Source organism: Wolbachia endosymbiont of Drosophila tsacasi (genome assembly GCF_028982115.1).
Classification (GTDB): Bacteria; Pseudomonadota; Alphaproteobacteria; order Rickettsiales; family Anaplasmataceae; genus Wolbachia; species Wolbachia pipientis_B.
This window is the reverse complement of record NZ_JAPQLJ010000050.1, coordinates 1-24,295: the sequence shown is the minus strand read 5'-3', so window position 1 is coordinate 24,295 and position 24,295 is coordinate 1. Positions and strand designations below refer to the sequence as shown.

The window sequence follows — 24,295 nt, the reverse complement described above, 5'->3', positions numbered from 1 at the left end:
CTGCAAATTGGCGTACTATACTGTCTTAAACGACTTATAAGCGCGTTTCAGCTTATATAGGTAAAAATCCAGAAATGTTGTGAAGACATAAGGTGCACATAGTGCAAAAAATTAAAAATAAGACGCCAACTACGTTGTTTTCTTGCTGTTTAATCTGCACAGATGAAGATAACTGAATACCTTCAGCACCATGACAAGGGAGCTGGCGGAGTTTGTCAAGGAAGTTTTTTGACTTATCTAACGAATTTTATACTTGCTAAGATTGCGCTATTTGAGTACCTTTAACTGAAAGAAGTTGTTTTTTATCCAATATGAAAAAAGCCTTTATATTCACATCCTTAATAGCAGTTGTATTAATAGTCATTACTTTTTTGTATAAAAACAGCGGAACTGACAATGCACAAGTAGTGAATGTCTATTCATCGCGCAAAGAAGAATTAGTACGTACTTTATTTGATGAATTTACAAAAAATACAGACATTAAAGTACGTTACATCATTGATGATTATTCTCAGCTACTTTCACGCATGGAAAATGGCGGTGAAGCTGACTTACTTTTAACTGCAGATGTAGTGAACCTGATTTTGGCAAAAAAAAGAGGGCTTTTATCTCAAGTGGATTCAGAGATTTTAAAAAGCGTTATACCTGCAAGATTTAGAGATAGTGAAGATTATTGGTTTGGCCTTACAAAAAGAACCAGAATATTGGTTTATAATAAAGAGTCAGTAAATCCTAAAAACTTAAGTACTTATGAAGATTTAGCAAATGAAAAATGGAAAGGAAAAGTATTAGTACGTTCTTCTACAAGTCCATATAACCGGGCATTGATTGCTTTTATGATTGCAAATAATGGTTTTGAAAAGACGAAAGAATGGGTAAGTGGAATTGTGAGTAATATGGCAAGAAAACCAAGTGGTGGTGATACTGACCAAATTTATGCTGTAGCTGCTGGTGAAGGAGATGTTGCAATAGTAAATAGTTATTACTTTGCAAGAATTCTTTCATCAGAAAATAAAAAGAATGTTATAGACAAGCTAGGGGTTTTTTTTCCTAATCGTAACGATCATGGCGTAATGGTGAACGTTAGCGGCGCAGCAGTAGCAAAAAACACAAAAAACAGAGAAAATGCTATAGCTTTGCTGGAATTTTTAGTAAGCAAACAGACTCAAGAGCTATACGCTAAAAAAAACCAAGAATACCCTATTATTGAAGGCGTTGAAACTTCCGATATACTAAAGTCTTGGGGGAATTATTTACAAAGTGATTTGCCTCTAAGTGAACTTGAAAAACACCTCCTTGAGGCTGTTATGATAGCGGACGAGTGTAAGTGGAAGTAATCCCCAGTGCCACTAAACACTGGGGTGAAAGATTTATGCTAATGTACCTTACTCTTAACTTGCTGAGCTTTTTCTTCCTTCTAACTTAATTTTGACTTTACTATCTTTTTCTGTTCTTTCAACAAAACAATTGCTGCACAAGAGGTCTATTGAAAAACAATAATAAGAAAGTAGAATAGGTTCAAGTAGTTAAAAAGGAAGCTATGCACAAGAGAAGGAATTTGTTAAACATCTCAGACCTTACAGTCGATGATGTAGAAAATATAACTAAGTTGGCTAACCAGTACCTTAAAAAAGAAGCTGCAAATAGTCATATCTTGGAAAATAAGACAGTAATAAATTTATTCTTTGAAGATTCAACGCGTACACTTGCGTCTTTTGAAATAGCAGCAAAAAGCCTTGGAGCAAATGTTGTAACTTTGCCAATAAGATCTTCTTCTATTAACAAGGGAGAAGATCTAAAAGACATGATCAAAACATTAAATGTAATGAATCCTGACTATATGATAATCAGGCATAAAAGTAGTGGTATCATTAATACACTAGTAAAGCATGTTAACTGCTCGCTGATCAATGCAGGCGATGGAAGCAGCGAACACCCAACTCAAGCTCTTGCAGATTATCTTGTAATTAGCAGTCATAAAAAGCAAATAAAGGATCTCAAAGTTGTGATGTGTGGAGATATTCTGCACAGTAGAGTTGCAAGATCAAATATAAGATTGCTAAAAATGTTTGGAGCAAAAATAAGCTTGGTCGCACCACCAACTTTGATTTGTAAGCATTTTTCTGAAGTAGATTCAGTCCATTATTCATTAATTGAGGGTATAAAGGATGCTGACGTAATTATACTTTTGAGGCTACAGAAAGAGCGCATGAATAATAGTTCTTCAGAGAAAGAATATTTTCATTTGTATGGACTTGATTCACAAAAGCTATCATACGCAAAACCAGATGCGATTGTTATGCACCCAGGGCCAATAAATAGAGGGATTGAGATTAGCAGCGATGTAGCAGATTGTGTTATTTTACAGCAAGTAGAATTTGGATTGGCAATACGTAAGACAGTGCTACACTATTATAGGCCTTGTTAATATTAAAAGATGCTACACAACTAATGCGAAAGAAGGGTTTTTTCATGAAATGACAAGAATGGTTTGAGAATGGCCATTAAGATGTTAAGGCCGAGGATATGGTGTGGAAGTTTTTACGAAAGCCTGAAGTCAATCAACAACCTTGCAGAACGGCAAATTAGACGGCTATCGTAAAAACAGCTTTTTCACCTGGTAGGAACGTGGAGAAAGATTTGTGGAAAGAATGTTGTCGATATTTTTGACATCACGTCTCAATGGCCAAAATCCCTTCCAAAAGTTACGACTGCTTAGTTCTTTATTCATTCTCACAATCCGTGAACGGTTGCTTGTTTTTAGCGTTAAGCAGCAAAATTAATAATTTGAGAATTTTCCTGAAAAAACTTGCCACAAACTGGTCACAATTTTCTGTGAAAGACAGATATAGAAAGACTAGAGTTAAGTTCATTGAATTTTCTTACCTTTGCTTCTTAACTTGATGCGTATAGTTTATTTAACGCTCCCTAAGTTCGCCATTGCCTGAACGGATACAATTATTTTAGCTATAAGAGCGTTTTACTTTTTACTCAGCATATCCATCATAACTGGCTTACTTTTAGTGATTCATGGAGTTAAAAAAGTCAGCATTGTTCTTTGTTAAAAGTAGTTTGTCACGTAAAAATTCCATTGCTTCAACAGGTCCCATAGGATTGAGTATTCTACGCAACACCCATATTTTATTTAGTATAGCCTTATCAACTAATAGCTCTTCCTTCCTTGTTCCGGATTTTGTAATATCAATAGCTGGAAATATACGTTTATCAGAAAGTTTTCTATCAAGTATGATCTCAGCATTTCCTGTACCTTTAAACTCTTCAAAAATAACTTCATCCATTTTTGAGCCAGTTTCTATAAGAGCTGTGGCGATTATAGTTAAAGAACCCCCATTCTCAATATTACGAGCTGCTCCAAAAAAGCGTTTTGGTCTCTGCAGTGCGTTTGAATCTACACCGCCAGTTAGAACTTTTCCAGATGAAGGAATAACAGCATTATAAGCACGTGCAAGTCTAGTAATATTGTCAAGTAGAATTACCACATCTTTTTTATGCTCAACCATTCTTTTAGCTTTCTCTATTACTATTTCAGCAAGCTGTACGTGACGGTAAGCAGGCTCATCAAACGTAGAACTTACTACCTCACCTTTTACAGAACGTATCATATCTGTTACTTCTTCAGGCCTTTCATCTATAAGTAACACTATTAATTCTATTTCAGGGTGATTTATAGCTATAGAGTTAGCCATTTGCTGAAGCAATACAGTTTTTCCTGTGCGAGGTGGAGCAACTACTAACGCTCTTTGCCCTTTTCCAAGAGGAGCTACTATATCTATAGCACGCATGCTTAAACCTTTTTTATCATCACCACTATTACACTCAAGTACTATGCTTTCCTCAGGATAAAGAGGAAGCAAATTATCAAAATGGACGTACTTTCTTAATTCACTGACTTCAGTAGAGTTTATACTTTGAACCTTAGTTAAAGTAAAATATCTTTCTTTATCACCAGGTGGCCTTATTTCTCCACATGCCATATCTCCTGTACGTAAATTAAACTTCTTTATTTGCCCGTTAGAAATATAAACATCATCGGTACTTGGAGCATAATTTGCACTTGCTGAGCGTAAGAAACCGAAACCATCAGGCAATATTTCCACTATTCCACTCCCTGTGGTTATGCCTCCTTCTTTGCTCATTTTCTTCATTAAACTGAATATCATTTCCTGCTTTAGCATTCTACCATTGCTTTTACCGTTAGTTGAAATTTTTCTTTCTTCAGCTAACTCTAACAATTCTTCTGCTGTTTTCTCTTTTAATTCGCTCAGATCTAATGTTTTTCTGTTTTTCTCAGTACCTTCATTGACCATCTGTTTTACTGTGTCGTTATTGTGAATTTGCTCACTTTTTTCAGGTTGAGCTGTAACCTTTCCTTTTGCCAAAACATCTTCATTGATTGTTGTCATAATCCTCCAAAAATTTTAATTGATGCTTACTAACCTAAAATGTGACTATAAGATAATAAATTAGGCTGAACTAGTTTTAGTGCGTATTAAGCTTAATTATCATTAAACCCCGTACTTTACTTATATTATGCTAATAAATACTAGCAAGTCAAGTTAATTTAATGTTAACAAAGCACAAAAATTTAAGGATTTTCAATAGCTATTCTTTATATTTTTTAACCTTTCTTGCTTCTCTTCTTCTACTTTTGCTTTTTCCACTTCTGCTTCTAAATTTTCTTGACTACATAAGCCAAGTAGTACAGGATCTTGGGGTTTTATATTTTGCATGTTATGATGAGATCCATCTCTTACCTGCTCAACTGTGTAATTTGTTATACTAATTAATTTAGCTATAACGTTATTGTCTAAGATAGGAAATTTTTTTACTAAATAATAAATCGCATCAGGTTTATCTCTACGCCTTGCCGTAGAGGTAAAGCCAAAAATGCTACCAATCGCTTTACTCCTTTTTTTTATATTTTTTATAATCAAATTTGGTACACGGTTTGAATTTTTTTTGCAATCATCGATTTCTTTTTCAGTAATTACTCCAGAAATAATAGGGTTATATTTTTCAACTTCTATTTCCTCATCAGCTATGTCTTGTACTTCTTCAAGGGCCAACCTACAGCATTGTGCTATTTGATTAAAAGTTAAACCAGTGTTGTCTACTAACCAAGCAGCTATTTGCATTAGAAACTGTTTATTTCTATCGTTATTGCCCTTAGAAGGTTCCATTGACATCAAAAAAGCATCTCCCATTTAAAGTATCCCTTACTGTTATACAGAGCTAAAATATAAGCTATTAAAACTAAAAAAGCATTAATTTTGTCATTCAATGACTTTTTGTTTGTCACTTTCCACCTCTTAAGTTAATTAGATGCGCTTACGTTTAAGCATATTTCAAACGATTCAAAAAAATATTTTCCCTTCTTAAGGTATAGTATAACTCAGTCAAACATATGTTTCTATTTAAGAAAAGAGTTAAATTTTAAGTTAATATATTGTAATATTATATATATTAGCTAATAAAGCAACAGGTTTACAAGAATTAAATTATCACTATTCTATAATTAACCATTAATTAACTGAGTTTAAAATGAATGTTAAAAATTTTTTCACTAAAGTAACCGTTGTCCTTTTAGCTTGCTTGTTAGTCTTCATGGGAATTGGCAACCTTTTATCAGGTGATGATGAAAAAGAAGAGGTAGTTAGGGTTGGAAAAGAAGTTATAACGTCAGATGAGTATAAATCACTATATCAAAATTATGAAAGGCGAATTTCTGGATCTGATGCGAGTAGAGAACAAGTAAAAAAGCTGAAATATGATTTGCTTAACGCACTTATAGAGCAAAAACTATTGTTTAACCTAATTAGTGAGCTTGGGTTGACAGTTGGAGAAGAGTCTATAAAAAACCATATTAAAAATACCAAATACTTTCAAAATGATAAAGGCGAATTTGACAAAAGTAAATTCCATGAAACGCTAAATGACCTGCATATGACAGAGAAAGAGTATATAGCAAAGCTAGAGAAAGTTCTGCCTGCAATGATGTTCATGACTTCGTTATTTAAAGATAATTATCCGGTAACTTTTGGCGAGAGAGTTGATGAGCAGATATACAAAAGTCGCTACCAAACTAGAGTGGTTGATATTGTTAAAATAACTGAAGATGCAGTTACAAACATTCCTGGACCAGATGATCAAGCCTTACTTGATTTGTACGAAAGAAATAAATCCCATTTTTATTATCCTGAGTATCGAACTGCGCAATATATTTCCCTAGGCCAAAAGTATTTTGAAGATCAAATCAAGATCTTAGACGAAGAAGTTGATGGTATAATAGAACAACAGGAACTTAAAGATCAAAGAGATGTATTCAATGTGATATTTTCTACCAAAAAAGAAGCTGAGACAGCAAGAAGAGCATTTGAGGAGGGTAAAACAAGCTTTGAACAGATAGTAGGAGAGTTCGGCAAAGCAAAACTTGAGGAAACTAGAGTAAATAATATAACTAAGGATTTTTTACCAGAAGACGTGAGAGAAAAGGTGTTTGCTCTTAAAGTAGGTGAAGTAAGTGAAGTTTTAGCAAGCAGTTTTGGTTGGCACATAATAAAAGTGGAAAGTGCGCATCAAATCTCTGATGAAGACTTAGTTGATTTAAAAAAAGACATAAAGTCAGTTCTAACTAACCAAAAGTCTTTTGAAAGAGTCAATGATTTCATAAACCAAGTGAACTATAAGATATACAATGGTTCAGCAATTGAAGAAATATTGAGTGAATATAATTTACCTATACAAACTATTGGTCCAGTAGATGCGAGTGGAAAAGATCAAAGCGGTAATAACGTAGGAGATTCTAGTGATTTGATTTCTTTCATTTTTTCGCGAGAAAAGGATCAGAAAGGTTATTTCAAGGGCGTTGGGGACGCTGTTGTTAGTATAAAAATCATTGATATCGTTTCACCCAAATTGCAAAGTTTTGAAGAAGGTAGGGCACTAGCGGTAGAGCTTTGGCGTAGTGAGTTTATAAAAGAAAGAATGTTTAAAATTGGGCAAGAGGTTGCAGTTCAACTAGGAGAAAAAACAGATTTGGAAGAAATTCAAGGTGTGGAATTAGTTAAAGGTCAGCAGATGCACCGCAATGAACAAAACCACCCCTTTTCTTTTGTAGAAGAGATTTTCAATATGAAAACAACTGGTTCAGTGACAGACCCTATTCAATACAATAATGAAATTATAATAGGTGTTCTAAAAGAAATGCATTCATCAAATGGTAAATTAAACACGCTTGACAATGGAAAACGTGTGATGATATCGCTAAAAGAGCAATTAATTAGCTATCTGGAATCAAAGTATAAAGTCGAAGTTAATCACGCTATACTTAATGATATATAATCAAAAATCTTATAAGTTGCTTCAAACGCATCCAGTGCCCAGACACACAACTGTACGAACATTGCGATTTGAGAGCAATCTTCACTAGAAAGGATGTCATCCCAGTGCCCAGACACTGGGATCCAGAAATTTTATTAAGTTGGTAAGCATAAAAGTAGCCGTTTTATGTTAAAATACAACGTTTTAATGATTAAAAAAAGGCTGGATTCCAGTGTCAGCTACTTGCATGACACCATTTGTTGTCTTCAAAAATGAATGTTCGTGCAGTTATGCGCCTGGCACACCCTACATTATTGGTAATTATATTATAAGGTGCAAAAGTTGTATAATTCATTTGACTTAAAACGGCTCATTGTATAAAATTGTGGCTAATATATGAATAAAGGTTAACATGGCAGTTAAAATAAGGTTGGCAAGGTTTGGCGCAAAGAAACGCCCTTTTTATAGGATAGTTGTAGCTGATTCACGAGCACCAAGAGATGGGCGTTTTATTGAGAAAATAGGACAATATGATCCAATGTTACCAAAAGACAATAAAAATCGTGTTGTGGTGAAGGCTGATAGATTAAAACATTGGCTAAGCGTAGGCGCGCAAGCAACTGAAAGAGTACTATGGTTCATTAAAAAAGGCATAGTAACTTTAGAAACAGAACCAAAGAAAACAGAAAAGAAGAAAGTAGAGAACGAGAAAGCACAGGGACAAGGAGCATAAGTCTCTTTAAAATGCTAAATACTGATTTAACAAATAATGGTAAATTAGACGATGTCGTATCTTCTGATTTATCAGCTATGAAGGACTTTATCTTCAAAAATGTCAATGATGAAGGTGCTAAGCTTGCTACTGATATTATATCTCATCTTGTTAGTTCAGGTGGAAAAAAAATAAGGCCTAAACTATTTTTTATTATATGTAAAATGCTAAACTATTCTGGGGAGGATAGGATCAATGTTGCTGCATCGGTAGAGTTTATACACAATGCTACTTTACTTCATGATGATGTGCTCGATGAAAGTAAGGCACGTCATGGAGTTAAAACAGCGAATAAGATTTGGGGGAATAAATCAAGCATTTTAGTTGGTGATCTATTGTTGACTCTAGCATTTAGATGGCTTATAGAGTGTGGAAATTTAAATATTCTCTCTATTTTATCTAAAGCGTCGCATTTACTTGTGAAGGGTGAAATAAAGCAGATGACAACACGTTTTGACCCCCACACAGTCAGGGAAAATTATTTTGATATCATTGGAGAAAAGACAGCATCTTTATTTTCTGCATGCTGTGAAGCTGCATCTACAGTATCTGGTGCAACAAATGACGAAACAGAGAGGCTAAAGAATTTTGGTTTTAATTTTGGTATGGCATTTCAAATAGTTGATGATATGCTCGATTATACTGCTAATCAAGGCACTTCTGGAAAACAAGTCGGAAAGGACTTTTTCGAAGGTAAAGTCACCTTACCTGCTATTATAGCATACGAAAAGGGCAGTCCAGCAGAGCAAAAATTCTGGGAAAAATGCTTTTCTTCAGCTAGACACAATTTTGACCAAGCATTACACTATATTAATCACCATAATGCCATTCAGCTTTCTATGGAAAAAGCTAGACACTACATTAATATGGCACAAAATGATATTAGTACTTTTTCTGATTCTTTTTATAAAACTACTTTAATTGACTTTTTAAATGCGAGCATAGAAAGACGAATGTAGCTGGCGCTTGATATTTTCGAATTAATTGCTATATATTTATTAGATTCTTAAGGGTAATAATATGTCAGATAGCAGTAAAGAGAAAAAGAAGAAGTTTGCTGATATGGTAAGTAGGCAGAAAGGTGACGACCAACAAAGTGATAACCATAAGCAAACTGATGATTTAAATGAAGATCTCAATACATTAAAAGAACGTGCAGCTCAGCTTGAAGATCATTTACGCCGTGCTGTTGCAGATAATGAAAACGTCAAACGTATAATGCAAAAGCAAATTAACGATGCAAGTGACTATGCAGTCACAAAATTTGCACGTGATATGATCGACTCGTGCGACAATTTAAAAAAAGTAATGGAAAACTTGAAAGATGGTGATCCTGTTCATGAGGGGATTAAAGTAGCTTATCAAAAAATTATAAATGATCTAAAAAAACATGGAATAGAGGAAGTAGATCCACTTGGTGAGCTTTTTGATAGTAATTTACACCAAGCTGTTGTGGAAAGAGAAGACAATGAAAAAGAGCCTGGCACCATTGTAGAAGTACTACAAACTGGTTATACTATCAAAAATAGGTTGCTCCGTCCTGCAATGGTTATTCTTTCTAAGAAATCTGCTGATTGTGGAAGCGATTAGCATGAGGTAAATGTATAATGACAAGTATTGTCTTTTCAGGTATCCAGCCAAGTGGCGTACTACATTTAGGTAATTATCTTGGTGCAATCAAACAGTGGGTAGACTTACAGGATAAATACAAATCTCTTTTTTGTATTGTCGACCTACATGCAATCACAGCAAATAAGCTTCCCGCAAGTGAATTAAAAAGTAATATTTTCAAAACAGCAGCAGCTTATATTGCATGTGGAATAGATCCAGAAAAGTCCATTATTTTTAATCAGTCCACAGTTAGTGGTCATGCAGAACTGGGCTGGCTGCTTGGGTGCTATACACCAATTGGTTGGCTCAGTCGCATGACTCAATTTAAAGATAAAGCTGGCGGCGATAAACAAAAAGCCTCTCTTGGATTATATAGTTATCCAGTACTTATGGCTGCAGATATATTATTGTATCAAACTAAATACGTTCCTGTTGGTGATGATCAAAAACAGCATTTGGAGCTTGCACGTGATATTGCATCAGCTTTTAACAATCATTATAAACTGGATTATTTCATCGTACCTGAAATCTTAACTTTGGATTGCACATCAAGAATAATGAGCTTAAGAGATGGTACAAGCAAGATGAGTAAATCTGACCCTTCAGAACATTCGTGCATTAACCTTGATGATGCAGATGACTTAATTGTTAAAAAAATAGAAAAAGCAAAAACAGATTCAATTCTAGGCTTTGCTACTTTAGAGTGCCGACCAGAAATAAGCAATTTGATAAACATTTATTCAGTGCTTAGTAATGTAAATGTGGAAGAAGTATGTGAAGAAGTGAACAAACATGACATGAAGCACTTCAAAAAAGAGTTAGCTGATTTAATTGTCAGTGTTATATCACCCATACGTGAGAGAATGAATGATCTTTTCAAAGACCAATTCCATTTACATGAAATATTAAAAAAAGGTACAAAGAAAGCAGCAGAAATTGCAACCCATAATGTAAAAGAAATCAAGGATATTATTGGATTTGCTCAATAGACCTCTTGCATAACCTAAGGAATCAATTCAAAATTGTAAAAACAGGCAATAAGGGTATCCGTTCAGCGGAGTGAAAGAATAAGGTAGACAAGGTGATCTAAAAAGATAATCATAGAGCAAAAGTGAGTTTACAACAAATGGTGTCATCCCAATGCCCTGACTACTTGGATCCAGAAAAAAGAATGGTGTCATGAAAGTAGCCTCCTTCTCCTGTCATCCCAGTGCGTGACACTGGGATCCAGAAGACTTAATTTCAACCAAATAATAAAAGCTAGATTCCAGCGTCAGCTACTTTCATGACACCACTTTTGCTCAATATTTGCGCATTAGCCGTGCTTCTGAACAGTATCAAGAATATAAAAGGGGAATATTCAAAAAAGTGTGTCAAACCGCATTTTTAACTCAACTAAATTTTCAATCTACCAGGAAAGAAAATATCAAGTTGAGATATAGTTAAGGCCCAATTAGGATAGGCCAATTTTGCTCTGCCTTTTTTATAGCACAATATACCTGTTTGTACAAGCTAGTACTTAGTTTTAGTGAATTTTCTAATCTGTCTATGCAGTTCCTCAATAGGGTTGGTAGTATAAATTAGCCTCACGCGAACTTTAATTTTTATATTCTTTCATTAGCATAATATAATTTTGTGCTGATTGTGTAATATGTTTAATTTCTTCATTTGACATTTTTTTGAAGAATTTTGCTGGCCTACCAGCCCATATTTCCCCACTTTTTATTACTTTTCCATGTGTCACTAGTGAGCCAGCAGCCACCATAGCTTCAGACTCCACAACTGCATGGTCCATCACGGTAGAGCCCATACCAATAAACGCTTTATCATGCACCGTGCATGCGTGCAACATACAAAAATGTCCCACTGTTACCATGCTGCCAATAATTGTGTCACCACCTGGGTTTCTATCCACATGAATTACCGTTCCATCTTGAATATTTGTTTCATTACCTATTTTTATTGATCCAACGTCCCCTCTGACCACACAATTAAACCAGATGCTCGCATTTCTTCCTATTTCAACCTTGCCTATGATATGCGAACCACCTGCGATGAAAGCACTTTCGTCTATTTTTGGTTTATAATCTTTGTATTTTAAAATGTGATACATATTAAGCCCAAAGTCTTATGCATATGTTAATCAAAATAAGGTAGGAAGTAAATACATACTTAGATTTCAAGCTACTTGGGTGACAGATGTTCTTGACTTACGTGCTTTGTACTGCTAAGATTTTTATTTTCAGCCCTATCTATAATGTCAGTAGCGGTATTAAGTATATTTCAAATAATATTGGTTGTTGTGTTAGTAATTTTAGTGCTCTTGCAGCCGCCTGGGAGTAGTTCGTTAAGTGGTTTTAGTAATGTACAACAGGGAGTCAATTCGATGATTCCAGTGAAATTTTCTGAAAACCCGCTCAGTAGAATAACGGCTATTGTTGCTGGATTGTTTATTATAAACACATTGCTATTGTCAGGATTATATTCAAAAGACGTACATAAAAAATCGATTGCAGAGAAAATTATATTAGAAAAAAAGCAAGAAAGTGAACCTACTTCTGTTCCATTTGAAAATTAATGAAGGAAGCTAAATTTATCTTTGTCACAGGTGGAGTTGTATCGTCGCTTGGTAAAGGCTTAGTTGCTTCAAGCGTTGGTGCGCTTCTTCAAGCTTATGGTTTTAAGATCCGTATCAGAAAACTTGACCCGTATCTCAACATTGATCCTGGGACAATGAACCCAACTCAGCACGGAGAGGTATTTGTTACCGAGGATGGTGCTGAAACTGATTTGGATCTTGGGCATTATGAGCGTTTTACTGGAATTAAAGCAACAAAAGATGACAATATAACAACTGGTAAGATATATCATGAGTTGTTGAAGAAAGAGAGGTGTGGTGATTATCTGGGCAAAACTGTGCAAATCATTCCTCATGTGACAGATTTAATCAAATCGTTCATTTTTAATGGTACGGAAGGTTTGGATTTTGTAATATGTGAAATAGGCGGAACTGTAGGTGATATTGAAAGCCAACCATTTTTGGAGGCTATACGCCAAGTTAACTACACATTAGGAAAACAAAGAGTTATCCTTATTCACTTAACTTTAATACCATATCTTACCGCAGCGCAAGAATTAAAGACAAAACCAACTCAGCATTCAGTTCGAGAGTTAAATTCCGCGGGGTTACAACCAAATATTATATTATGCCGCAGTGAGAAAGAAATTTTCGATAATCAGAGAGAAAAAATAGCCAAGCTTTGTAATGTTTCTTTGTCCAATGTGATACCTGCTCCTGATGTGAGTCATATATATGAGTTGCCGGTGTTGTATAGCCAATGTGGGCTTGACACGCAAATCTTGGAGCACTTTCATTTAAGTGAGTCAAAACCAAGCTTGATTGAATGGGATCAAATAGTGCATTCCATAAGGCACCCAACACAGGAAGTTACTGTGTCTATAGTGGGAAAATACACCGAATTCCCTGATGCGTATAAATCACTGGTTGAAGCATTAAATCATGGTGCGATTAGTAATAAAGTCAAAATAAGGATAAATTGGGTTAACTCAAGAGAGAAGAAAGAAAAACCTATAAATGAAAAGCTTATAGGGGAGAAGTTACAGAATTCTCATGCAATTCTTGTCCCAGGGGGGTTTGGTGATGACGGAGTAGAGGGTAAAATATTAGCAATAAATTATGCCCGTACAAATAATATCCCATTTTTCGGAATTTGCCTTGGTATGCAGCTTGCAATTATTGAGTTTACTCGTAATGTTGTTAAGCTTGAAGATGCACACTCTGAAGAATTTTATAACTGTAAACATCCAATCGTTAAATTAGCTGGCGATCAAGATGACGATCTTGGTGGAACCATGAGACTTGGAGCATACAAATGTAATATAAATGCAAGCTCTAAAATGATGGATGCATATAGTAACACCACTATTTCAGAAAGACACAGGCATAGATACATAATCAATTCAGATTATAAAGATGATTTGGAAAAAAATGGGCTGCTATGCAGTGGCATATCAGAAGATGGAACATGTGTAGAGGCAGTGGAGTTAGAAAGTCATCCGTGGTTTATTGGTGTGCAGTTTCATCCAGAATTTCAATCAAAGCCGTTTTCTCCTCATCCTCTTTTTGTATCATTTATTAAGGCAGCAGTTAATAAAATTTAAAAAAGAAGATTAGCAAAGGAAAGTGTTCAAGTATCAATGTATGGAGCTTGCCATAGAGCAAGCTAAACTTGCTCAGAAAAATGATGAGGTTCCCATAGGTGCTGTAATAGTTAGTGGAAGTAATGTTGTTTCTTCTGCACACAATATATCCAATGATCCAACTGCACATGCAGAGATGTTAGCGATCAAGCAGGCATGTGAGTTGCTCTCAACTTCAACACTTTATGATTCTGACATATACGTAACATTAGAACCATGTCCGATGTGTGCTCAAGCCATTTCCTTTGCCAGGATTAAACGATTGTACTTTGGAGCTTATAATCCAAAAGGTGGAGGAATTGAAAATGGTGCTAAGATATTTCAATTTTGCAGCCATATACCTGAAGTTTATGGTGGGATATTAGAAACAGAATGCTCTTTTTTGTTAAAGGATTTTTTTGAGAAACTAAGGAACATTTGATAAATCGTCATGCTACTTGTTTTCCGATACAAAATCGTCATCCCGCAGCGGGATCTATGCTAGGAGATACCGTGACGGTATGGCGGTTAAGTAATTCGTCATTCCAGCGCGTGACGCACAACTATACAAACATTGTCCACCAGCAGGGTGTCATCCGAGTAGCTGACACTGCCCTCCTTTGTCATCCCAGTGCCCAGACACTGGGATCCAGAAGACTTAATTTTAACCAAGTGGCTGCATAATAAAGGCTGGATTCCAGTGTCAAGCACTGGAATGACATCATCCTTTTCTCTGGATTCCAGACTGGAATGACAGCAGTCCTACGTCATACCGCAGCGGTATCTCTAGATCCCGCTGCGGTATGACGGTTGTCAGGGTGTCAGCTACTCGGATGAAACCCTTTCCCGGTGGAGATCACTATCAAATCACATAAGAGAAAACTAAGACCAATCACATTTTTTATCTTGCGGTTTTATTTGCAATATTGCTACCACACTGATCAACAAGCAGAAGACTATATAAAGCCCAGCAGCAAGGTTTATTTGAGGAAATGTTACAGTCAACCAAATACAAACCATAGGAGTAAATCCTCCATGTAACGCATAAGAGATGTTGCGTGATAAGCTCACACCACTAAATCTAACATTGGTGGGAAAGAGTTCAGATGCAACTATTCCTATGGGAACTATACCTCTTTCTATTATAGAAAGAGCCATTACACTAAGCATAATTATAAGGTAATTTTTGTAGTAATATGCAATAGATAAAGTAGGACAACACAGTACCATTGTAATTACTATAAATAAGATTGCAGTGCGCTCTTTTCCAACTTTATCAGCCAACATTCCGAACGCTATTGAAGATATCGGCATTAATATACTGGTTATAATGAGCACAATTTCGTTGATATATGTTGTTACATACACATCCACTGATGCTATTTCCTTTGCGAGTGTTCGAAGAAATATGGTAAATCCAACAGCAACATTAACAGGTACAGATATTAAAATAGCAAGTATAAGAGCTCTCTTATGGCGCTTTATAAGCTCTATTATTGGCAAATCAGGTAAATTTCTTTGTTTTCGATTTTTTTCATATGCTGGAGTTTCTCCCAATGTGTATATGCTATACGCGCTAATTAATCCTAAAATAGCTGAGAAAATAAATGGCAATCTCCAACCCCAGGTACAAAAATCAGTAGTTTTTTTGCAGATAATTACTATCACCGCAGAAAGCAAGATACCAATGGAGCGGCCAAAACCCATTATTCCAAAATACATCCCTAAGTTTTCTTTCCTACTGGATAAATGCTCTATAAGATAAACAGAACTTCCTTGTTCACCACCAAGTGCAATTCCTTGTGTTATATGGATTGCAAGAAGCAATATAGTAGCTACTTGATTGTGACTTGGAATAAATGCAATAAGACTTGATGGTATCGATATTAGCAAGATAGTAATTGTTAATGCCGTCCTTCTTCCATACCTGTCACCAACGTGACCAAATATGAATGCACCAAGTGGCCTTACAATTGCGCCTAGCCCTACAATTCCAAATAATTGCAGTATGTTACTGTAGACATCTTTTGCAAAACAAAACTCTCTGCTGATTATGTTAATCAAATCAATAAAGAGCATGTAGTCATACCATATTGCGATTCTGCAGAGTATGGTTGATATCAACACCCTTGTTTGCACTAAATTCAATTCGTAAATGTTTGCTTATTCTATTCTGGCTGCTTTTTGGGATTTTACAACCTAAACATATATAGCTAAACTGACTTACGACAATTTGAAAAACCGTCATTCCGCTACTAGTTAGGACCGCGGCGGTATGACGTAAGGAAACCTTTCTTGGGTTAGCTATAGAGTTGACTTTTTTTATTATGGTATGTGATAATTGCAGAAACTTCCGCGGTGATTGGTAAAAAAGTATTGGAAGTGAATGCCTAGAAGGTTTTAACAGGTTTTTGGCTTAAATTCTCCACATCTACTACTTCAAAAGGCTCAGTAACTTCAGGTTGCTCATAAACAGTGTTAGCAAACTCTTTTCTCACTAGAACATCCTTTACCAGCCAATTTGTTTCTGTTGGAGTGCCTGATAACTTAGCTGCTGATTTTGCTTTCATTGATGTCATAGAAAGGGATATAGTATTGTTTGAATTGAGGTAAAAATTTACATGGTCTTTGCAATCTCTGAGGTACACATCCATCGGAAAATCTGGTATTTCGGATTGTATGAACTTTCTAGGATTTATATAACCTAACTTTTCAGTAAGTATGGATACCTCTTTTGGAACTTGAAGTGGGATTATAATATCATTACTAATTCCATTTTCTTTTTCAGAAAAAAGTTCAGTATACATCCCTTTTTTACTATGTTTCTCAAAGTACTTAGGAAAATACATATTAAGGTATTTAGAATGTAATTCTATGCGATTTTTTCCGTTATCTTCCAGAATGAATGTATATTTATCACCATTTTGCTTAAGTTCACATAACTTAAATTTACTGAGGTCATGTGGTCTTTCGATTTCAAAGGCAAGTGTAAGAGTATGATCAAATTCGGTTTTTTCCTGCAAGCTATCTTGTAAGCTATAGTACTTGCACTCTTTTCTCTCGCTATCATTCAAGTTCTCAACAGCATCAAAGTATTCCTCTTCATCTAGCTCTGTTAAAGCGTCATACCATACTTCTTGTTCATCTTCTAAATTAATTTCATTTTTATTTCTCTCTACTGTTTCTTCTATATGATCGTTCTCTAACGATGTACTTGAAAAGAAGCTTTTTATTTTAGATATTAAGCTAATCCATGTAAGCCTAATCTGATTAAGTAGCTTTCTAAAACCTTTGATTGTTTTTCCCCAATATTAAAAATTGTAATACAATAAGTTTAATGTGTCAACAAAATACATTAAAATTGCCGTATTTCTTAAGTTATAGCTCCCACATCATACCGCCACGGTATGATGTGATTTATTTCGCTTTTCCTCCAGCAACATTTTTTGCTTGTGTTTCATCCACTTGAGTACTAGGTAATGCTGCATATGTAATACCACCAGCTACGAGTACAGATGCTACTGCTATACCAATCATTACTAACATCTCTAACCTCACTGTACGTTCAAGTGCAGTAAATGCTATCAGTCCAGCAGCAAGACCCATACCAACAGTAGCGGTGTACTTCGCTCCATTGCTTTGTTTTGGTTGCTCAGTTGTTTTGTTTTTAGCTTCTAGTTCTGCTTTATCCTTCTCAACTTCTTTCTTTGCATTTTCTAATTCTTTTGTTTTAGTTTTCAATTTTGCCAAATCTGTCCGTAACTTTGTAGCTTTAGTGTTTTTAGCTGCCAAGTCTTTATTTAATTTTTCTACTTCGGAATTTTTATCTTTTAAGTCTGCCTTTAGCCGATTAAACTGATCTACTTTTTGTTTTATTTCATTTTCTAAGTTTTGTTTTTCCTGCTCAACTGCATTGAATTCAGTTTGTAATTTTGTTTTTTCGTCCTCAGCTTTCTTATTTGCAGCTTCTAATTCTTCTACTTTAACTAAAATGAATCATCAACTTGCTGCTTCTGTTCTTCAATTTGAGCATTTAGTGTTTTTATTTTAATTTCTGAGTTTCGTCTTTTCTTCTTTGGTGTATTCAATTTAGCTTGTAACTTTCCATTTTTCTTCTCAGCTTCTTTCTTGGACACCTTAGGCAGATCAGTAAATTCTTCTACGGAATACTCACATATGGTTCCTATACTAGATTGCTCATTAATACCAAGCTGTTCTTTCATTTCTTCAAAAGAAGTAAAAGATATTCCTTCGGCTATAACTGACTCTATAATGTATCTACCTTCTTCTTTATAAGAACCAGAAACAAATAGTTCTTTGGTGTCGTTGTTACTACTCTTAATATTGAAGCCCACACAAAAAATTCTGTAGGCTTTTAAAATAATCTTTTTATTTCCCTTTACAAAAAGTTCTATTTCATCTTTAACAACCTTTGCTTCTGCTAACATAACAAACCTCAATATAAGTAATATTTAGATAGTATGATGCCTTTAAAACTTACTGTCGAATAATATTTTCCATAGTGTGTTATTTTTGTAAAATTTTGGCGTAGCCGTATTTGCTTAATTGTGCTATAGCTAAAGTAATTTAGGTTTACCGACAATCGTCATCCCGCTGCTTGTTAGCGGCTAAGAGATACCGCGAATGAATCACGGTATGACGGTTTGTGGCGGAATGACGGTTAAGTAATTCGTCATTCCGCTATGTGTTAGCGGCTAAGAGATACCGCGGCGGTATGACGTTGCTAGCTTGAAGTTTAAAATTGAGAAATATTTATGTTGAAAGAAAAATACGGCTTTAAAGAAATTGAAGACAAATACAACATATTATGGGAAGGCAGCAAAGTTTATAAATGGAATGGTGAAAAGGATAACACTTTCACTATAGACACACCTCCACCAACAATATCGGGTAAATTGCATATCGGCCATATATTCAGCTATTGCCATACAGACTTTATTGCAAGGTTTCAGCGCATGCTGGGAAAAGATGTTTTCTATCCGATTGGGTTTGATGATAACGGGCTTCCCACTGAAAGATTGGTTGAACAAACCTATAAAACACGTGCAAAAGAAGTTGGCAGAGAAAAATTTATAGAGATGTGCCATGAAGTTATTGAGAAATCAAAGCAAGAATTCAAGGAACTATTTAAATCTGTCGGCATTAGTTATGACTGGAGTTTGGAATATCACACGATCAGCAAGGAAACTGTGACGCTTTCACAAATGTCATTCATCGATCTATATAATAAGGGATATGCATATAGAAAAATGCAGCCCATCCTTTGGGATCCTGTTGATAAAACTGCAATTGCGCAAGCAGAAATAGAAGATAAAGTTTTTGAGTCATCCTTAAACACGATAGTTTTCTCTACTGAAGAAAATGAGCAGATCAATATTGCAACTACGCGACCTGAGTTACTTCCCGCATGCGTTGCAGTTTTTTGTCATCCAGAGGATGCGCGCTACACCCATCTGATTGGCAAAACAGCCGTGGTGCCGATCACAGAGATAAAAGTTCCAATAATAGCTGATGATAAGGTTAAAATAGATAAAGGCACTGGGCTTGTTATGTGCTGTACATTCGGTGATGAGCTCGACATATATTGGCAGCAAAAGCATAATCTACCGATGAAAATTATCATCGATCAGAATGGGAGAATAAGCCTTTATGATGTCATTCCAGTGCTTGACACTGGAATCCAGGAAAAAGAGCCAATGCCAGCGATGACAGAGGAAGATATCATGTCAGCGTATGGTCAGAAAAAAGAAGAATGGATCCCAGTGTCAGCTACTCGGATGACAGACGATATACTAAATAAAATAAATGGACTAAGGGTTACAGCAGCAAGAAAGAGGATGATCGAAATCCTAGCTGAGAAGGAGTTACTAATAGAAAGCACTAACATTTCTCATTCTGTCAAGTGTGCAGAAAGATCTGGTGCACCACTTGAAATATTGCCTACTTATCAATGGTTTATCAAGACATTAGAGCAAAAAGCTCAAATATTAGATAAAGTAAAAGAATGCAATTGGCATCCAAGCAATATGCGTAAACGCATGGAAATATGGATAGAAGGGCTAAATTGGGACTGGTGCATCTCAAGACAGCGCTATTTTGGTGTGCCATTTCCAGCATGGTATTCCAAACGCAAGGGAGAAGAAGGTAAAATTATTCTAGCTGAGATAAAGGCTCTACCTATTGATCCACTCAAAGATTTGCCAAAAGGGTATAGCAAAGAAGAGGTTATCCCAGATCAAGATGTAATGGATACCTGGGCTACAAGTTCAATTGCTCCTCAACTAAGTGCACTGGCAGTAAACAATGAGTTTAGCTTACCAAATCATCGCTATAATACAATATTTCCTGCAGATCTGCGCAGCCAGAGCCATGAGATAATAAGAACTTGGGCTTTTTATACGGTTTTGAAAGCACATTATCATGCAGATTCTTTACCTTGGAAAAACATTATGATCAGCGGTTGGTGTTTAGCCGATGATAAGAAAAAGATGAGTAAATCAAAAGGTAACATCATCACTCCTCATGTAATACTTGAAACTTATGGAGCTGATGTAGTACGCTATTGGGCAGCGAACTCAAGGCTGGGAGTTGATACAGTCTACTCTGAAAATATATTCAAAATTGGCAAGCGCCTAGTTACAAAACTTTGGAACGCTAGCAAGTTTGTTTCCATGTTCATGGAAAAGCATCAAGTAATGAGCATAAATTCTGCTCACGAGACAATGGATAAGTGGATATTGTCTAAGTTATACAAAGTTATAGAAAGAGCAACAAATAACCTATTACAGTTTGAATACTGTGAAGCTTTGGAGGCAGTAGAGGAGTTTTTCTGGAAGGATTTTTGTGATAATTATTTGGAACTAGTAAAGAAACGTGCGTACGGAAATGATTCAAGTGCGAAACAAAGTTTAGCATATGTGCTAAATACCATTTTGCGGTTATTTGCACCTTTTTTGCCTTACATTACAGAAGAGATATACCACCAGTTGTATAGTTATAATTCTGTACACAATCAAAGTAATTGGCCGAGCAAAGAAGAGCTTATCTACGATAAATATTCAGAGGAAATGGGAGACAATTGCGTGCAAATATTAAACATTATCAGAAAGATGAAAGCAGATAACAATGTATCAGTTAAGCATTTGATAAAGAAATTAGTGATAAAAGCAGATCTACGGGAGGACAAATTGAATCAATCCGCGCAGAATGACCTACAAGCAGTTTGCAATGTGGAAATGATAGAGTGGATGCAGTCTGAGCTTGAAACTGAAGACGGGAAATACATAGTGAATATAGACTTATACTGATTTTATAGCTTTACTTCCTTTGATATCCATGCTATTATAATCGTTATTAGTTGTGAGGGTAAGGGATTTGTATAGTAAAACCAATGCACCATATCTTATAGCTGGTACTTTTGCCGCTCTTACATTGCTTGCGTCTGGGACACTTGCTGTTGCTCCTTATGTTGCATTCTTATCTCCAATTGTAGTCTTTAATGTAGCTCTTCCTGTTGACTTGAGTTTATCTATACTATCTACTTTGATACTCGCACTTTCATGCAAGACGATTAAGAAAATAGAGGTTGAGAGAAATAAATTTGCTGAAAAAGAGCAAGAGTTAGAAAGCGTAAAACAACAGTTAGATAATACTAAAAAAGGGTTAAGTGGTAGAGATAGTAAAATTAGGGAATTAGAGAATTAGAGAATAAGATAAGAGAGTTATGCTATGAAAGAATTACAATTGTAGACGCTACATCTAAGCACACGGAAGGATTAAATAATCAATTAAATAAATTAACTCGAGAAAAGCAGGGTTTAGAAAAAGAAGTTGTAGAATTAAAAGCGAAAGTAAAAGGTCAGTTAAAGCATAGGGAGGAAATTCTTTTCCGTGAACACCAAGAGTTACGCGATGAAAATACAAGACTAAAGGACGAAAAAGGTAATTTACAGGGCGAATTGTGTAAGACTAAGGACAAACTAAGCAACTTAGCATATGAATACGATGACTTGTATGGGGTTTGTTCTCTGGACTCTCAACACACTGCGTTAGAAGAAAAAGCAGGACAATTGGAACTGGTGTTACAAGAGAAAATAAAAAGAATAAGGCAATTAAATATACAGTTAAGAAAAGAAAAAGGCGAAACTTCTTGTTTACAAACTGAATTAAGGGATGTAGTAGAAAGAGAAAGACGATTGAAAGAAAAGTTAAGTGAAAAAGCGCAAGAAATGATCCAGCTAGCTGTAGATTTAGAACAAAAAGAAAAACTATGCAAGGAATTAGAAGAGAAAGAAACTAAAGATCTTAATAAGATCGGAGAGTTAAATAAATTTTTGGATCAAGAAAGAAAAGAAAATGAAAAATTGTGCGATAATAACAGTAAGTTGAAAAGTAGCGAAAAAGATTTTGATGACGAATGCAGTAAATTAAGAAGACGTAATTCTGATTTGGAAAGAAAAGTTAAACGTCTGCAAGCAGTAATTGGGCAGGAAGACAAGCCTAGTCATTCCATTTCTTCAGATATAAGCAGTGAACATTTATCAGAATTTGAAGGAACAGGTGAAAATACGTCTGCTAATGAACAATTCTCGAAACCAAAACCACCTTATATATCCATTCCAATAAGACCGCCATATACAGAGCTGAATGACGCTTCATGTGATTCTGGATATTCCAGTGGATGCTTTACCTCGACCAGTAGCTAATGCACATTTTGAGTACAGTTATACACTCGATACATAAGACCTTAGCCATTTTTAGCTAGCAGACTGAAAATGGGAAGTTTGTTGTAGGTGCAGCACTATAATCCCTCCACAGATAAGAGAATTTTAATAAATATATACAAGACTGCTGAACGTGGGGGGGGAGGGGAGTAATGAGCAATTTGTTTAACAAAGCTAACACATTTTATTTTGTAGCTAGTTCCTTAGCTACTCTTACGTTACTTACATCTTTAGCGCTTACTATAACTTCTAATGTGCCTCTTTCTCTAATTCTTGCTTTAGCTGCATTATCTGTTTTGGTGCTTGCACTTTCATATAAAATAATTAGTAACAATAAAAAAATGGAGGTTGAGAGAAATAAATTCGTTCAGAAAGAGCAAGAGTTGGAAAATAAAATAACTCTGGAAAAAGAAGCTGCAAACAAAGAAGTGGAAAAATTAAAACATGAACTAACTCAAGAAAAGCAAAATTTAGACAAGAGAGCAAAAAAATTGGATCAGAAAGTAAATGAGTCAGAAGTTGAGAGAGAATCTCTTCTTAAAGAAAAAGAATCTTTAGAGAAAAGATTAAAAGCCAAAGCGAATCACATATTTGAAATAACAGACGAATTGAAAAAGATAACGAAGGAAAAAGATGAGCTTGGTAAGCGAGAAGAAGAATTACTTTATGAAATCACGCGTTTGTGTGAACATTTACAAGAAAAAGAAGCTAATCTAGCTGAAAAAGAAAAACGCATAACGGAATTGAGAAGGAAAATAGATAATAATAAACATGCAGAATTAAAAAATGAAGAATTGCATAAGGAAATAGAAAAATTATCTAAAAAAAAAGAGAAGTTAAATGAAAAAATAAACGAATTATATAAAGAAAAACATATATTATCTAATAAAAAAGAAGAATTATATAAAAGACAAAAAGAACTTTATGTAGAATTAGATGAATTACAATGTAGATTTAAAGAAATTAATCAGAAAAATAAAAACTTATCTCAAGAATTAATGAAGAGATTTAAAGAGTTAGATAAAACAAATGGTTTAATTGAGAATCAATCTTCTGAGTTAGATGAGATAACAAAGGATTACAATAATAAGATAAAAGGGTTAAAAAATCTACTTTTAGAAAAATCCTTCTAAGAAACTTCCTTAACTAGCTCCTCTTGTTGCACTAAAGTATAGCCAAATTCTCGTGCCTTTTTGATCAAAAATTTTACAGCTCTCTCCTTATATCGTATTTCATAGTATTCCATTCCTTTTTTTACATATTCTTGTCCGTATTTGAGCATACTATAAAATATGCATGCTATTTTTCTTGCAATAGCTGTTATTGCTTTTGGTGCTCCTAATCGTTTTTTTAATCTTCTGTAGTATGCACCCAATGAACTTTTACTATTTCCTACAGAATTAGCAGCCATTCGAAATGCATTCGCAGCACGATTAATGACTTTACGCGTTCTTGTGCTAAACACTTTTTCTCCTGTAATTTTATTGGCAGGGCTGAGTCCTAACCACGATGAAAAGTGTTTTTCTGTTGACCATTTATTATGGTTTATACCAGTTTCTGAAATTATAGTCTGTATACTTAGTATATCAAGCCCTGGAACTTTAGTAAAATCCATACCAGTTATTCG

At 35.1% G+C, this 24,295-nt stretch carries 21 protein-coding genes and 4 pseudogenes; 16 read left to right on the top strand and 9 right to left on the bottom strand.

Annotated features, from left to right (window positions below):
* Window positions 1–311 precede the first annotated feature (311 nt).
* The 3 genes and pseudogenes from OZD70_RS04250 to OZD70_RS04240 all read left to right on the top strand — a co-directional run.
* Entirely contained in the window at window positions 312–1,337 is a 1,026-nt protein-coding gene (locus tag OZD70_RS04250) for an extracellular solute-binding protein (protein WP_275021134.1), read from the top strand.
* A gap of 203 nt (window positions 1,338–1,540) precedes the next feature.
* Window positions 1,541–2,428 (top strand): aspartate carbamoyltransferase catalytic subunit, encoded by an 888-nt coding sequence (locus OZD70_RS04245; RefSeq protein ID WP_275021133.1) that lies wholly within the window; start codon window positions 1,541–1,543, stop codon window positions 2,426–2,428.
* Window positions 2,429–2,754: 326 nt separating this feature from the next.
* Window positions 2,755–2,904 (top strand): annotated as a pseudogene (locus OZD70_RS04240) (IS4 family transposase); the annotation flags it as partial.
* A gap of 116 nt (window positions 2,905–3,020) precedes the next feature.
* Here OZD70_RS04240 and rho read toward each other — a convergent pair.
* Together rho and OZD70_RS04230 are read right to left on the bottom strand one after the other, a co-directional pair.
* Window positions 3,021–4,424 (bottom strand): transcription termination factor Rho, encoded by a 1,404-nt coding sequence (gene rho / locus OZD70_RS04235; protein ID WP_275021132.1) that lies wholly within the window; start codon window positions 4,422–4,424, stop codon window positions 3,021–3,023.
* Window positions 4,425–4,616: 192 nt separating this feature from the next.
* Window positions 4,617–5,225 (bottom strand): cell cycle transcriptional regulator TrcR, encoded by a 609-nt coding sequence (locus OZD70_RS04230; protein ID WP_275021130.1) that lies wholly within the window; start codon window positions 5,223–5,225, stop codon window positions 4,617–4,619.
* Window positions 5,226–5,559: 334 nt separating this feature from the next.
* On the opposite strand from OZD70_RS04230, the pseudogene OZD70_RS04225 reads away from it, so the two are divergent.
* The 5 genes and pseudogenes from OZD70_RS04225 to trpS form a co-directional block, all read left to right on the top strand.
* A pseudogene (locus tag OZD70_RS04225) lies at window positions 5,560–7,362 on the top strand (peptidylprolyl isomerase); the annotation flags it as partial.
* 391 nt (window positions 7,363–7,753) lie between these two features.
* Entirely contained in the window at window positions 7,754–8,074 is a 321-nt protein-coding gene (gene rpsP, locus OZD70_RS04220; RefSeq protein ID WP_182183025.1) for a 30S ribosomal protein S16, read from the top strand.
* Window positions 8,075–8,085: 11 nt separating this feature from the next.
* Window positions 8,086–9,072, top strand: a complete 987-nt coding sequence (locus tag OZD70_RS04215; protein WP_275021125.1) for a polyprenyl synthetase family protein — start codon at window positions 8,086–8,088, stop codon at window positions 9,070–9,072.
* 61 nt (window positions 9,073–9,133) lie between these two features.
* Window positions 9,134–9,703: a nucleotide exchange factor GrpE gene (locus OZD70_RS04210; protein WP_182183021.1), complete on the top strand. Its 570-nt coding sequence runs from the start codon at window positions 9,134–9,136 to the stop codon at window positions 9,701–9,703.
* Window positions 9,704–9,720: 17 nt separating this feature from the next.
* Window positions 9,721–10,713, top strand: coding sequence for a tryptophan--tRNA ligase (trpS, locus tag OZD70_RS04205; RefSeq protein ID WP_275021123.1), 993 nt, complete (start codon window positions 9,721–9,723; stop codon window positions 10,711–10,713).
* A gap of 406 nt (window positions 10,714–11,119) precedes the next feature.
* Here trpS and OZD70_RS04200 read toward each other — a convergent pair.
* A pseudogene (locus OZD70_RS04200) lies at window positions 11,120–11,311 on the bottom strand (IS256 family transposase); the annotation flags it as partial.
* A 10-nt stretch (window positions 11,312–11,321) separates the two neighbouring features.
* The gene (locus tag OZD70_RS04195; protein ID WP_275021121.1) at window positions 11,322–11,837 is read right to left on the bottom strand and encodes a gamma carbonic anhydrase family protein; all 516 of its coding nucleotides are present in this window, start codon (window positions 11,835–11,837) and stop codon (window positions 11,322–11,324) included.
* Window positions 11,838–11,981: 144 nt separating this feature from the next.
* Between OZD70_RS04195 and secG the strand changes: the two genes are divergently transcribed.
* The 4 genes and pseudogenes from secG to OZD70_RS04175 all read left to right on the top strand — a co-directional run.
* Entirely contained in the window at window positions 11,982–12,302 is a 321-nt protein-coding gene (gene secG / locus OZD70_RS04190) for a preprotein translocase subunit SecG (protein WP_275021119.1), read from the top strand.
* Entirely contained in the window at window positions 12,302–13,906 is a 1,605-nt protein-coding gene (locus OZD70_RS04185; RefSeq protein WP_275021117.1) for a CTP synthase, read from the top strand. Before secG ends, OZD70_RS04185 begins: the two co-directional genes overlap by 1 nt.
* Before the next feature lie 40 nt (window positions 13,907–13,946).
* The gene (locus OZD70_RS04180) at window positions 13,947–14,366 is read left to right on the top strand and encodes a nucleoside deaminase (protein WP_182183014.1); all 420 of its coding nucleotides are present in this window, start codon (window positions 13,947–13,949) and stop codon (window positions 14,364–14,366) included.
* 168 nt (window positions 14,367–14,534) lie between these two features.
* Window positions 14,535–14,651: pseudogene (locus OZD70_RS04175) on the top strand (WPE palindromic element domain-containing protein); the annotation flags it as partial.
* Window positions 14,652–14,806: 155 nt separating this feature from the next.
* Here OZD70_RS04175 and OZD70_RS04170 read toward each other — a convergent pair.
* The 4 genes from OZD70_RS04170 to OZD70_RS04155 all read right to left on the bottom strand — a co-directional run bounded on the left by OZD70_RS04170 (window position 14,807) and on the right by OZD70_RS04155 (window position 18,372).
* A complete protein-coding gene (locus OZD70_RS04170) occupies window positions 14,807–16,063 on the bottom strand; it encodes an MFS transporter (RefSeq protein ID WP_410543796.1) in 1,257 nt (418 codons plus the stop codon).
* Window positions 16,064–16,314: 251 nt separating this feature from the next.
* Window positions 16,315–16,998 carry a hypothetical protein gene (locus OZD70_RS04165; protein WP_275021112.1) on the bottom strand — a complete coding sequence of 228 codons (684 nt, stop codon included), beginning with the start codon at window positions 16,996–16,998 and terminating at the stop codon, window positions 16,315–16,317.
* A 343-nt stretch (window positions 16,999–17,341) separates the two neighbouring features.
* Window positions 17,342–17,674, bottom strand: a complete 333-nt coding sequence (locus OZD70_RS04160; RefSeq protein ID WP_182183011.1) for a hypothetical protein — start codon at window positions 17,672–17,674, stop codon at window positions 17,342–17,344.
* Between the two features lie 236 nt (window positions 17,675–17,910).
* Window positions 17,911–18,372, bottom strand: coding sequence for a hypothetical protein (locus OZD70_RS04155; protein WP_275021109.1), 462 nt, complete (start codon window positions 18,370–18,372; stop codon window positions 17,911–17,913).
* Between the two features lie 327 nt (window positions 18,373–18,699).
* Between OZD70_RS04155 and OZD70_RS04150 the strand changes: the two genes are divergently transcribed.
* The 4 genes from OZD70_RS04150 (at window position 18,700) to OZD70_RS04135 (ending at window position 23,801) form a co-directional block, all read left to right on the top strand.
* Window positions 18,700–21,252 carry a valine--tRNA ligase gene (locus OZD70_RS04150; RefSeq protein WP_275021107.1) on the top strand — a complete coding sequence of 851 codons (2,553 nt, stop codon included), beginning with the start codon at window positions 18,700–18,702 and terminating at the stop codon, window positions 21,250–21,252.
* A 67-nt stretch (window positions 21,253–21,319) separates the two neighbouring features.
* Window positions 21,320–21,649 (top strand): hypothetical protein, encoded by a 330-nt coding sequence (locus tag OZD70_RS04145; RefSeq protein ID WP_275021105.1) that lies wholly within the window; start codon window positions 21,320–21,322, stop codon window positions 21,647–21,649.
* A gap of 254 nt (window positions 21,650–21,903) precedes the next feature.
* Window positions 21,904–22,650: a hypothetical protein gene (locus OZD70_RS04140; RefSeq protein ID WP_275021102.1), complete on the top strand. Its 747-nt coding sequence runs from the start codon at window positions 21,904–21,906 to the stop codon at window positions 22,648–22,650.
* Window positions 22,651–22,820: 170 nt separating this feature from the next.
* The gene (locus tag OZD70_RS04135) at window positions 22,821–23,801 is read left to right on the top strand and encodes a coiled-coil domain-containing protein (protein ID WP_410543795.1); all 981 of its coding nucleotides are present in this window, start codon (window positions 22,821–22,823) and stop codon (window positions 23,799–23,801) included.
* On the opposite strand, the gene OZD70_RS04130 is transcribed toward OZD70_RS04135, so the two are convergent.
* The coding region (locus OZD70_RS04130) for a transposase (protein ID WP_275020072.1) at window positions 23,798–24,295 on the bottom strand (498 nt) is incomplete at its 5' end. The genes OZD70_RS04135 and OZD70_RS04130 overlap by 4 nt on opposite strands.